The following is a 6,705-nucleotide window of genomic DNA, read 5'->3' on the forward strand; positions in this document are numbered from 1 at the left end:
CCAGATGGGTTTCAACCTTTCCGCCTGGGCGCTGCGCAACCGCCAGATCGTGCTGTTCTTGATGCTGTTGCTGGCCGTGGTTGGTGCGCTTTCGTACACCAAATTAGGACAAAGCGAAGACCCGCCGTTCACCTTCAAGGCCATGGTCATTCGTACCTTGTGGCCGGGTGCGACCGCCGAAGAAGTGTCGCGTCAGGTCACCGAGCGCATCGAAAAGAAGCTGATGGAGACCGGCGAATACGAGCGCATTGTTTCGTTTTCCCGGCCTGGCGAGTCGCAAGTGACCTTTATGGCCCGCGACTCCATGGACTCTTCGCACATCCCGGACCTGTGGTATCAGGTGCGCAAAAAAATCAGCGACATTCGCCATACCTTGCCGCCTGACGTGCAGGGGCCGTTTTTCAACGATGAATTCGGCACCACCTTCGGCAATATTTACAGCCTGAGTGGCGAAGGTTACGACTACGCGGTGCTCAAGGACTACGCCGACCGCATCCAGATCCAGCTGCAACGGGTCAAGGATGTGGGCAAGGTCGAGTTGCTCGGCCTGCAAGATGAAAAGATCTGGATCGAACTGTCCAACCTGAAACTGGCGACCCTGGGCTTGCCGTTGGCGGCCGTGCAACAAGCCCTTCAAGAACAGAACGCGGTATCGACCGCAGGTTTTTTTGAGACCCCGACCGAGCGCGTGCAATTGCGCGTCAGCGGTAATTTCAAAACCGTTGAAGAGATCGAGCGTTTCCCGATTCGCGTGGGTGAGCGCACGTTGCGCATCAGCGACGTGGCCGATGTGCGCCGTGGGTTCAATGATCCACCGGCACCGCGCATGCGTTTTATGGGGCAGGACGCTATCGGCCTGGCCGTGGCGATGAAGGACGGCGGCGACATTCTGGTGCTGGGCAAAGCCCTGGAAGTCGAATTTGAGCGCCTGCAACGCAACCTCCCGGCCGGCATGAAACTGGCCAAGGTGTCGGATCAGCCCGCTGCGGTAAAAACCAGCGTCGGCGAGTTTGTCCAGGTGCTGGTGGAGGCCTTGGCGATCGTGTTGCTGGTGAGTTTCTTCTCGCTGGGCGTGCGCACCGGCATGGTGGTGGCCCTGACCATCCCGCTGGTGCTGGCGATGACATTCGCCACCATGCATTACTTCGGCATCGGCCTGCACAAGATCTCGCTGGGCGCGTTGGTGCTGGCGCTGGGCCTGCTGGTGGACGATGCGATCATTGCCGTTGAAATGATGGCGATCAAGATGGAGCAGGGCTACGACCGGCTCAAGGCGGCGAGTTTTGCCTGGACCAGCACCGCGTTCCCCATGCTCACCGGCACGCTGATCACGGCGGCGGGCTTTTTGCCGATTGCCATGGCGCAGTCGAGCACTGGGGAATACACCCGCTCGATTTTCCAGGTCGTCACCATCGCGCTGCTAGCCTCGTGGATCGCTGCCGTGGTGTTCGTGCCGTATCTGGGCGCGTTGCTGTTGCCGGATCTGGCCAAGCTGCATGCCGCCAAACACGGTACCGGCGCGGGCGCTCCGGACCCGTATGGCACACCGTTTTATCAGCGCATTCGACGTTTGGTGGAGTGGTGCGTACGCCGCCGCAAAACCGTGATTGCGCTGACCGTGCTGCTGTTTTTGGGTTCGGTGGTGCTGTTCAAGTTTGTCCCGCAGCAGTTTTTCCCGGCCTCCAGCCGCTTTGAACTGATGGTCGACCTGAAGCTGGCTGAAGGGGCTTCGCTGAGCAACACCACGGAGCAGGTCAAACGCCTGGAAAACCTGCTCAAGGATCACCCCGGCATCGAGAACTATGTGGCCTACGCGGGCACCGGTTCGCCGCGCTTTTACTTGCCGCTGGACCAGCAGTTGCCGGCTGCCAGCTTTGCCCAGTTTGTGGTGCTGGCCAAGACCATTGAAGACCGCGAAAGCCTGCGCACCTGGCTGATTGATACCTTGAACGAGCAATTCCCCACGGTGCGTGCGCGGGTCACCCGTCTGGAAAACGGCCCGCCTGTGGGGTATCCGGTGCAGTTCCGGGTGACCGGCGAACACATCGAAGAAGTCCGGGCGCTGGCGCGTAAAGCGGCGGCCAAGGTGCGCGAAAACCCGCACGTGGTGAACGTGCACCTGGACTGGGAAGAGCCGAGCAAGGTGGTGTACCTCAATGTTGATCAGGACCGGGCGCGGGCGCTGGGCGTGAGTACCGCCAACCTGTCGCGGTTTCTGCAAAGCACCTTGCTGGGCTCGACCGTCAGCCAGTACCGCGAAGACAACGAGTTGATCGAAATCCTGCTGCGCGGCACCCCTCAGGAGCGGACCGAGTTGTCGTTGCTGCCGAGTTTGTCGGTGCCCACCGACAATGGCCAGAGTGTTGCCCTGTCGCAAATCGCGACACTGGAATATGGCTTTGAAGAAGGCATTATCTGGCACCGCAACCGCTTGCCGACGGTCACCGTGCGCGCTGACATCTACGGCAAGGAGCAACCGGCCACCTTGGTGCAGCAGATTTTGCCGACCCTGGAAGGGGTTCGCGCTGAACTGCCGGATGGCTATTTGCTGGAAGTGGGCGGCACCGTGGAAGACTCCACACGCGGCCAGGACTCGGTGAAAGCAGGCGTGCCGCTGTTTATTGTGGTGGTGCTGACGTTGCTGATGGTGCAACTGCGCAGCTTCTCGCGCATGGCGATGGTGTTTTTGACCGCGCCGCTGGGGTTGATCGGCGTAACCCTGTTTTTGCTGGTGTTTAACAAGCCCTTTGGCTTTGTGGCGATGCTCGGCACCATCGCGTTGTCGGGGATGATCATGCGTAACTCGGTGATCCTTGTGGACCAGATCGAGCAGGACAAGGCGGCGGGGCTGGCCCCGTGGCAGGCGATTATTGAAGCGACAGTGCGGCGGTTCCGGCCGATTGTGCTGACCGCTCTGGCGGCGGTGCTGGCGATGATTCCGCTGTCACGCAGCGTGTTCTTCGGCCCGATGGCGGTGGCGATCATGGGCGGCCTGATCGTGGCCACGGCTTTGACGCTGCTGTTCTTGCCAGCGCTGTATGCCGCGTGGTTCAGGGTGAAAAAGCCTGACGCTAATACCTGACCTGTAGGAGCGAGCTTGTCTCGCGATCTTTTGATCTTCTAAAAGATCGCGAGCATGTATCGGCTTAACGCACCTGATCGACGCGCAAGCGAATCGGTTGCAGGGTTTTGGCATTCAGGTCAACGCTGTTGCGTTCGGTACTGATAAACAGCAATTTGCCGTCTTCTTCAATCCGCGCGCTCACTGCATAAGTGTGCCCTGGCTTGACGTCTGCCGGGTTGTAGGTGAGGTGGAACGGCAGTGGCACCTGGCCTTTGATGGTGCCGCTCTGCTTGGCCAGGGTCACGGCCGGTGCGTCGGCCAGCGACACGTCTTGCAGGCTCACTTCAAGGGTGGCAGTGGGCGGCAGGGCGATGCGTTGCAGGTAAAACACTTCGCCGTCGAGGGTGGCTTGCGGGGTGGAGTTCATCGAGCTGCAGGCTCCGAGCAAGGCCGTGAGGCTGAGTAAAAGGATTTTTTTCATGGCAGTTTCCAAAGGGCTAAAAGAATAAAGTCGCTGATGTGCGCACCCGGCCAATCACTGCATGAGTGGCCGGGTGTTCTTGGTTAAGGCGTTTTTTCGAGCGACGGTGGTGGTTGGTCTTGTGCATCTTCACTGCGATGCAGTGCCACCTGGCGGATCGACAGGCGAATCTCAGGCGGCAGCACGCGTTTAGCCGCGCCTTCGGCCAGTTCACCCAGCACTTCACGATAGCTCAGCTTGCCGTTGGCATCGCGGCGCAAGACGTCTTGCTCCAGCAATGTCTCGATAAAGTGACGGAACAGGCTCTTGTCGAAAAACTCGGGAGCGTTGAGCCCGTGCAGGATCGACAGGCGCTGGGCCATCATCGTGCACAGGTCTTCCAGTTCTTCACTGCTCAAGGTGTTCTGGCCGCTGTTGAGCAGCAGCGAGATGGCCATGTAGAAGCGCTGCAGGGTTTGCGCAATGCTCTTGGATAGCAGCGTCAGCAGCACAAAGTGCCGTGAGCTGGGAGCCGGGCGCAGGTAGATATCGTTTTCGAAACGCAGCAACCCTTGCTCGACAAAGGCTTCCAGCCATTGATCAACCACACCGTCGAGCTCGTCCAGTGACCAGCGGATAAACAGCTCCGATTGCAGGTACGGGTAGAGTGCGCGGGTGTAGCGCAGGATTTGCTCGCGAGTCATGCGTGACGAGCTTTGGAAGAAGCTGGCCAGCAAGGCGGGCAGGGCAAAGATGTGCAGCACGTTGTTGCGGTAGTACGTCATCAGTACCGCGTTCTGCTCATCCAGATAGAGGATTTTGCCCAGCGCGTCACTTTGCTCAGACAGCAGGTCCATGGCTTTGACGTGTTCGATCAAGGCCTGGCCATCGCCTTCGGGCAGGGTGGTGTGCGGCGAGTAAGGCACGCGCCGCAGCAACGCCAGGTACAGGTCCAGCACCCGCGCCATCGCCCGGTCGTCGAGTGCCAGTTTGCTGGTCGACAACAAGGCCAGCGCCACCAGGTTGACCGGGTTGATCGCCGCCGCTTCGTTGAGGTGCCGGGCGACTTTCTCGCCCAGGCGGTTGGTGGTGGCATTCAACCAGTCGGGCCGGTACAGCGGTGCCAGCTCTTGCTTGCGCCAGTCGGGTTGTTCCTGATCGAGAAACTCCGCCAGTTTGATCGGCTCGCCAAAGTTGACCGCCACCTGGCCAAACTTCTGTTTCAGGGCACCGATGACTTTGAAGATGTCGAAAATCGATTCTTTTTTCTTGCTCGCGCCACGCAGTTCGCCCAGGTACGTGCGTCCTTCGAGCACGCGCTCGTAGCCGATGTACACCGGGACAAAGACGATGGGGGTGCGTGAAGAGCGCAAGAAGCTGCGCAGGGTGATGGCCAGCATCCCGGTTTTCGGTTGCAGCATGCGCCCGGTGCGCGAGCGCCCACCTTCCACGAAGTACTCCACCGGGAAGCCTTTGGTGAACAGGGTGTGCATGTACTCGTTAAACACCGAGGTGTACAGCGGGTTGCCCTTGAACGTGCGGCGCATGAAAAACGCCCCGCCGCGCCGTAGCAGCGGGCCGATCACTGGCATGTTGAGGTTGATCCCGGCGGCAATGTGCGGCGGGGTCAGGCCGTTGCGAAACAGCAAGTAGGACAGCAGCAGGTAGTCAATGTGGCTGCGGTGACACGGCACGTAGATGATCTCGTGGCCTTGCGCGACGTCTTGCACGCCCTTGATGTCGTTGACTTTGACGCCGTCGTAAATCTTGTTCCAGAACCAGCTCAGGATCACTTCAAAGAAGCGGATGGCGGTGTAGGTGTAGTCCGAGGCTATTTCATTGGCGTAGCGCAGGGCCTGGGCCTTGGCTTTTTCCGGGGAGATATTCTCGCGTTGGGCCTCATCGAGAATGGCCTGACGAACCGCAGGCTCATTGACCAGGCCTTTGACCAGCGTGCGCCGGTGTGAGAGATCGGGGCCGATGGTGGAGATTTTAAGGTTACGAAAATGCACACGCAAAATGCGTTGGGCCATGCGCACGGTGCGCTCGTGGCCTTTGTTGAGGTCGATCAGCTCGCGCAAATGGATCGGCGCAGAGAACTGCACACGGGTTTTGCGGCCCAGAATCAAAATGCGTAACAGCCGGCGTAGACGCCCGGTCACCGCCCAGCTGTCGGCAAACAGCAGCTTCCATGGGCTGGACTCGCTGTCAGGCGATTGGCCCCAGAACACGCTGACCGGAATGATTTGTGCATCTTCAGTCGGGTTGTGGGTCAAGCCATCGACCAGACGGGTCAACGTGGGCGGCGCGCCGCGTTTGTCCTGACGACCGAGCCAATCGGGCTCGGGGGTCAGGTAAAAGAACGCAGCGGGTTCAGTCATGGCCCCGACGGCAACGGGCAACACCGGGCGTGGCAGACCCACTTTGGTGCACTCGGCATCGACCACCGCCAGTTCAGTGATCGACGGCGATTGCAGGACGTAGAACACCGGTCGGCTGCGGTCCAGGCTCAGCGCCAGGGAGGACTGGTTAATAGTCTCCGAACGCACCCACAGGTACAGCAAGCGACGCAGGGCGCCAAAGACGAGACGGTGGAATGGGGAGCGGGTCATACGGCTTCTGCGTTAGTGGATTAAAACGAGTGTTTACTCGGGTTGGTAGTGTGCCGTATCTCTGAAAAATCGGCAAAAAAGCAGCGAACTAATATTGATTGAGTGTTCTTCGCGCTGACATATACTCGACCCTCTTTCGCCTTATGGCGTAAGACAAGGTCTTGGAAAGTTAAGTTCGAGTAAAAGTTCTTGGCGGGCCAACCAATGCGCCCATTCAAAAAATAAAAAGGGGGAAGGATCTATGAGCACACGTTTGACTGGCAATGTGAAATGGTTCAACGACGCCAAAGGCTACGGTTTTATCCAGAGTGAAAGCGAGGGTGATGTGTTTGTGCATTACCGCGCGATTCGCGGTGAAGGCCATCGCTCCTTGACCGAAGGCCAGCAGGTTGAATACACCCGCGTGTCCGGTAACAAAGGGTTTCAGGCAGAAGACGTGGTAGGGCTGTAACCCCACAAAACGTGTAGGAGCGAGCTTGCCTCGCGATCTTTTGATTTTGAAAAGATAGCGAGGCAAGCTCGCTCCTACAGGGTATTTCGGTATGGATCAGGAACCGGTGCGCCAGGTG

Annotated in this window: 4 protein-coding genes; 2 read left to right on the plus strand and 2 right to left on the minus strand. The window is 59.1% G+C overall.

All coding sequences use genetic code 11. The features are described from left to right. Window positions 1-4: 4 nt before the first annotated feature. Window positions 5-3,082, plus strand: a complete 3,078-nt coding sequence (locus QMX84_RS18065; RefSeq protein WP_273223647.1) for an efflux RND transporter permease subunit — start codon at window positions 5-7, stop codon at window positions 3,080-3,082. Window positions 3,083-3,146: 64 nt separating this feature from the next. On the opposite strand, the gene QMX84_RS18070 is transcribed toward QMX84_RS18065, so the two are convergent. Then, complete coding sequence (locus QMX84_RS18070) at window positions 3,147-3,545, minus strand: YbaY family lipoprotein (RefSeq protein WP_153335869.1); 399 nt, start codon at window positions 3,543-3,545, stop codon at window positions 3,147-3,149. An 83-nt stretch (window positions 3,546-3,628) separates the two neighbouring features. Next, a complete protein-coding gene (gene plsB, locus QMX84_RS18075; RefSeq protein ID WP_048385584.1) occupies window positions 3,629-6,136 on the minus strand; it encodes a glycerol-3-phosphate 1-O-acyltransferase PlsB in 2,508 nt (835 codons plus the stop codon). Window positions 6,137-6,377: 241 nt separating this feature from the next. Between plsB and QMX84_RS18080 the strand changes: the two genes are divergently transcribed. Next, the gene (locus QMX84_RS18080; RefSeq protein ID WP_048368120.1) at window positions 6,378-6,587 is read left to right on the plus strand and encodes a cold-shock protein; all 210 of its coding nucleotides are present in this window, start codon (window positions 6,378-6,380) and stop codon (window positions 6,585-6,587) included. The last annotated feature ends 118 nt before the right edge of the window (window positions 6,588-6,705 follow it).

This window comes from Pseudomonas sp. PS01297 (genome assembly GCF_029959305.1).
Taxonomy (GTDB): Bacteria; Pseudomonadota; Gammaproteobacteria; order Pseudomonadales; family Pseudomonadaceae; genus Aquipseudomonas; species Aquipseudomonas helleri.

What these genes read in the sequence shown, in the direction of transcription:
- QMX84_RS18065 (WP_273223647.1), top strand. Translation starts at nt 5, where the DNA reads ATGGGTTTCAACCTTTCCGCCTGGGCGCTGCGCAACCGCCAGATCGTG.
- QMX84_RS18070 (WP_153335869.1), bottom strand. Translation starts at nt 3,545, where the DNA reads ATGAAAAAAATCCTTTTACTCAGCCTCACGGCCTTGCTCGGAGCCTGC.
- plsB (WP_048385584.1), bottom strand. Translation starts at nt 6,136, where the DNA reads ATGACCCGCTCCCCATTCCACCGTCTCGTCTTTGGCGCCCTGCGTCGC.
- QMX84_RS18080 (WP_048368120.1), top strand. Translation starts at nt 6,378, where the DNA reads ATGAGCACACGTTTGACTGGCAATGTGAAATGGTTCAACGACGCCAAA.